We start from the raw sequence: 3,863 nt of genomic DNA, 5'->3' as shown, positions 1-3,863 counted from the left end.
TCGCGCTCAGGTCGGCTACAACGAGTACAACCAGCGCGAGTTGCTCAAACTGTGGGCCGACCACCTGGATTCGGCGGTCTCGGCATGAGAAAGCCTTTACCGTTCAACGACATTCGGCATCTGCAGGCGCATCAGTTCCTGGTGGACGAGGCCTATCTGCTCGATGCCCAGCAGTACCGGCCCTGGCTGGACACGCTGACCGAGGACATTCACTACGTCATGCCGGTGCGCGTCACGACCGCGCGTGGCACCGGCTTCGGCACGTCACCGGGGATGGCGCATTTCGACGAGGACAAGTACTCGCTGAGCCAGCGGGTGGCGCGGATGGAAACCGAACACGCCTGGACCGAGGACCCCCCGTCGCGGCTGCGCCACTTCATCACCAACGTGCGGACCTTCGAGGGTGAGGACCCGGAGCACCTTTTGGTCGAATCGGCCGAACTACTGTTCCGCAGTCGCGGCGACGTCAATGAGAGCGCCCTGGTGTCCTGCGGCCGCGAGGACCTGCTGCGCTGGTGTAACGATTCCCAAACCTGGAAACTGGCGCGCCGCAGGATCATTGCCGACGAGGCGGTGTTGCGCATGCAGAATCTGGCGGTGTTCCTGTGAATCCCGAGCTGGTGCGGTTGCTGGACGGGGCCGTAGGCGAGCCCCTCACCGTCGCAAACGAATTCGCCGAGGTGCAGGTGCGCCGGGTGGACACCCGCAACGGATCGCGGCTGCTGATCACCTCCCCGCGCACCGGGCAGTGGATCAGCCTGGACGCGCTCGAGGTGGAAGCGCTGACCCGGCAGAACACCCGTACGCTGACGGCCATGGTCGCCAATTCGTATGGCCCGCTACTCCCCGACCCCGAAGACGCCCAGCCATGACCGACTGGCTGCACGGGAAGCGGGCGCTGATCGTGGGCGGCGGATCCGGAATCGGCCGGGCCGTCGTCGACGCGTTTCTCGCCGAAGACGCGAGAATCACTGTGCTGGAACTGGATCGGCACAAGTGCGACCTGCTACGCGAGCAGCTCCCTGGGGTACCGGTGGTCGAGGGCGACGCCATCACCCGGCAGGCCAACGAGCACGCGATCAACGTCGCGGTGGATGCCTACGGCGGCCTGGACACCCTGGTCAACTGCGTCGGGGTATTCGACTTCTACCAGGGCGTCACCGACATCAACGCCGACGACCTTTCCGACGCGTTCGACGAAATGTTCCGGACCAACGTGCTGAGTCACCTGCAATCGGTCAAGGCCGCGGTGCCGTGGCTGCGGGCCGCTGGGGACTCCTCGACGGGCGCCTCGATCGTGCTGACCGAGTCCACGTCGTCGTTCCATCCGGGACGCGGTGGCGTGCTGTACGTGTCGTCGAAGTTCGCCGTGCGCGGGCTGGTGGCCTCGCTGGCGCACGAGCTGGCACCGGCAATCAGGGTCAACGGGGTGGCGCCCGGCGGCACGCTGAACACCGACCTGCGCGGTCTTGCCAGCCTGGGCCTGGACGATGTCCGCCTGGACGACACGCCGAATCGGGGGCGCGACATGGCCGCTCGTACCCCGCTGAATGTCGCGCTCTCCGGCGAGGACCATGCGTGGAGTTTCGTGTTCCTGGCCTCCGACCGGTCCCGCGGGATAACCGGCGAAACCATCCACCCGGACGGCGGATTCCGCATCGGCCCAGCCAAATCGACATGACGAACCTGGACCAGCAAAGAACTTTGGTGGCGCAGGGCTGCCGGGTGGCGGCGGCGCGCGGGCTGGTCGACGGCATCCTCGGTCATTTGAGTCTGCGGGTCGACGACGACCACCTGCTGATCCGCTGCCGCAGCGACACCGACACCGGGGTGGCCTTCACCCGGCCCACCGACATCCGGCTGATCCGATTCGACGGCAGTGCGGGCGCCGACGGCGAACTCGACGGCTACCGCGTTCCCAACGAGCTGCCCATCCACGTCGAAACCATGCTGGCCGATTCGCGGCACCGCGCCGTCGCGCATCTGCACCCGCCCGCCGTCGTCGCCGCGGATCTGGCCGGCATCACGATCCGGCCGATCTACGGGGCGTTCGACATTCCGGGCGCCTACCTGGCCCGCACGGGGGTGCCGGTCTACGAACGCGCGGTGCTGATCCGAAACTCGCGGCTGGGCAAGGAAATGGTGGCGGCCATGCGTGGCGGGCCGGTGGTGATCTGTCGCGGGCACGGGATCACCAGCGCCGCGGCCACCGTGCAGCAGGCGGTGCTGCAGGCGATCAGCCTGGACGCGCTGGCGCGAATGTCGTTGCGAGTGCTGTCGTCCGGCGGCACCCTGCGGGATATCGACGACGCCGACTGGGACGACCTACCGGACTTGGGACCCGCCTTCACCGCCGACGCGGCCTGGCGCCACGAGGTCGCCCGACTGGGCTGAGCAGACGCAAAAGGTCACAAGTTCATATCTGCCGGCGACACTCGACGGGAACGCGAGGAATTGCAGCCGCAGTCCGCTTAGCCTGCCTGGGTTGCCTAATTGCCGCCGCAGACTGAGGAGTGACACGTGACCGAACTGGACCGGCGACGGTTCCTGGTCGCGGTGGCGGCAACAGTGGCGGTCACGGGGCTCTCGTGGTCCTCGGCAAACGGACCCAAGGAGACGGTGGCCCGCGCCGATGTTCTCGGAGCCGCACCCAACCCGGTCGCTCCACCGCCGCCGAGGGTGTTGCCGCCGCCGGGCCGGGGGTCGCGTGTCACGCTGCCCGGCGGCGCGGCACTCAAAGAGCTTCCCGGCAACGGCGATCTCTTGGCATGGACGGTCGATGACGGAGTCGACACCGATGTGGTGCGGCTTTACACCCAATTCGCCAAGGACACCGGGGTGCGGCTCACCTATTTCGTCACCGGCGTCTATCGGTCCTGGACGGAGAATGCCGCTTTGCTCCGGCCGCTCGTCGAATCCGGGCAGATTCAGCTGGCCAACCACACCTGGACGCATCCGGACTTGACGAAGCTGTCGCCGAGCCAAGTCGCCGATGAGCTGAAAAGTACTGACGTGTTCCTGCGGAATACCTATGGTGTGGACGCCGCGCCGTACTTCCGGCCGCCATACGGCCGCCACAATGCCGCGGTCGACGCGGTGGCGGCCGATCTGGGCTATCAGGTTCCCACGTTGTGGAGTGGCGACCTGCGGGATTCCGCAGTGCTTTCCGAAGACCAAATCGTCAAGCACGCACAACAATTCTTCACCCCGCAGAACATCGTCATCGGCCACCTCAACCACGCACCGATCACTCACGTTTACGGCCAGCTGGTCGACATCATCCGGTCCCGCAGGCTGCGCACCGTCACGCTCAACGACGTTTTCCTGCGACCGGAGATCCCCTACCGGGTGCCTCACCCGAGCTGATCGCCAATCTCCTTGGCCGCCTTGATAAGTGCGCGGGCCACGGCGGCGTACTGCGAGGGCTCCAGCCGGTTCTGCGGGGCGGCGGCATTGAGTGCCAAGCGCAGGCCCGGAGCCCGCGTCGGTATCGCGACCGCGACCGAGGCGACTCCCTCCTCGCTCTCCTCGCGATTGACGGCGTAACCGGATTCGCGGATGCGGGACAGCTCGGCCTCCAATTCGGTGCGGCTGCCGATCGAGCGTGGGGTGACGCGCTGCAGCTTCTCGTGCGGAAGTAGTTGCCGCAGCTCGGGTTCCGACAACTGCGCCAGCATCACCTTACCGGTCGAGGTGCAATGCGCCGGCATGGTGCGTCCCAACCGGGAAGCGACCCGGACCGCAGCCGGGCCCTCGACCGCGGCGACAAAGCGGACATTGGCGCCGTCGAGCATCCCGACGTGAATCGTTTCGCGCAGCCGTTCGCTGAGTGTGCGCATGACCGGCGTGGCGATCGCCGGAAC

General features: G+C 66.9%; 6 protein-coding genes. 5 read left to right on the top strand and 1 reads right to left on the bottom strand.

Annotated elements, in window-relative coordinates:
• Positions 1–84 precede the first annotated feature (84 nt).
• The 5 genes from VML93_RS09290 to VML93_RS09270 all read left to right on the top strand — a co-directional run bounded on the left by VML93_RS09290 (position 85) and on the right by VML93_RS09270 (position 3,366).
• Positions 85–609: a 3-phenylpropionate/cinnamic acid dioxygenase subunit beta gene (locus VML93_RS09290; RefSeq protein ID WP_325609903.1), complete on the top strand. Its 525-nt coding sequence runs from the start codon at positions 85–87 to the stop codon at positions 607–609.
• Positions 606–872: a dihydrodiol dehydrogenase gene (locus tag VML93_RS09285; RefSeq protein WP_325609901.1), complete on the top strand. Its 267-nt coding sequence runs from the start codon at positions 606–608 to the stop codon at positions 870–872. Before VML93_RS09290 ends, VML93_RS09285 begins: the two co-directional genes overlap by 4 nt.
• Positions 869–1,681, top strand: coding sequence for a 3-(cis-5,6-dihydroxycyclohexa-1,3-dien-1-yl)propanoate dehydrogenase (hcaB, locus tag VML93_RS09280; protein ID WP_325609900.1), 813 nt, complete (start codon positions 869–871; stop codon positions 1,679–1,681). The genes VML93_RS09285 and hcaB overlap by 4 nt, the downstream gene beginning before the upstream one ends.
• Positions 1,678–2,394 carry a class II aldolase/adducin family protein gene (locus VML93_RS09275; protein ID WP_325609898.1) on the top strand — a complete coding sequence of 239 codons (717 nt, stop codon included), beginning with the start codon at positions 1,678–1,680 and terminating at the stop codon, positions 2,392–2,394. Before hcaB ends, VML93_RS09275 begins: the two co-directional genes overlap by 4 nt.
• A 135-nt stretch (positions 2,395–2,529) precedes the next feature.
• Entirely contained in the window at positions 2,530–3,366 is an 837-nt protein-coding gene (locus VML93_RS09270) for a polysaccharide deacetylase family protein (RefSeq protein ID WP_325609905.1), read from the top strand.
• On the opposite strand, the gene VML93_RS09265 is transcribed toward VML93_RS09270, so the two are convergent.
• The coding region (locus VML93_RS09265; protein WP_325609896.1) for an IclR family transcriptional regulator at positions 3,354–3,863 on the bottom strand (510 nt) is incomplete at its 5' end. The two genes, VML93_RS09270 and VML93_RS09265, sit on opposite strands and share 13 nt — an antisense overlap.

Source organism: Mycobacterium sp. (assembly GCF_035499775.1).
Taxonomy (GTDB): domain Bacteria; phylum Actinomycetota; class Actinomycetes; order Mycobacteriales; family Mycobacteriaceae; genus Mycobacterium.
This window is presented reverse-complemented; position numbering and strand designations above follow the sequence as displayed.